Below are 541 nucleotides of genomic sequence, written 5' to 3' on the forward strand. Positions count from 1 at the left end.
CACAAAATCGTCCTCCCCCAAAAAATAGGGAGCGATCAGTTTCAGCTTCTATCTCTCGAAGTGTATTCATTGTATCGGTGACAAAATGAGCAATATAGATTTCAGGATCACTGGGGGAACGTTTACGTCTTTTAGCAAAAATTGTTCTTTCTCTTTCAACAATTTCTGTCTCTATAAACATACGTGAAAAAGCAGGATGAGCGCAATCTGTATCCATTGTTGCGAGTGCCAGTTCACCGTAAGAGGTCACTTCAATAAGACGATCTTTGTTCGTTGTATTTATAAGTTGGATACGTCTGCCTTCGCCGCACCCTTCAGAAGTAACAAGACATTCAAGGGTTGATTTAATACCATCAACCGTTTTCGTGTATTCAGCTTTTTCATCTGTAAAAATGCTGATTGCTTCTTCAACAACAACACGTGTTGGTTCACCAGTAACAGACCACCAACGCCCGTTATGCGTATCGCGGAGGAAAAATAAAGTGCCTTGTTGATCTTCTGTAGTATCAGGAATAAATCGTGTAATCGCATAATCATGCCA

General features: G+C 40.5%; 1 protein-coding gene. It reads right to left on the reverse strand.

Annotation, left to right across the window (positions count from 1 at the left end):
- On the reverse strand, positions 1–541 hold a 541-nt coding region (locus ACFIK8_RS13045), incomplete at both ends, for a hypothetical protein (RefSeq protein WP_375669663.1).

Source organism: Bartonella sp. MR168JLCBS (genome assembly GCF_042194175.1).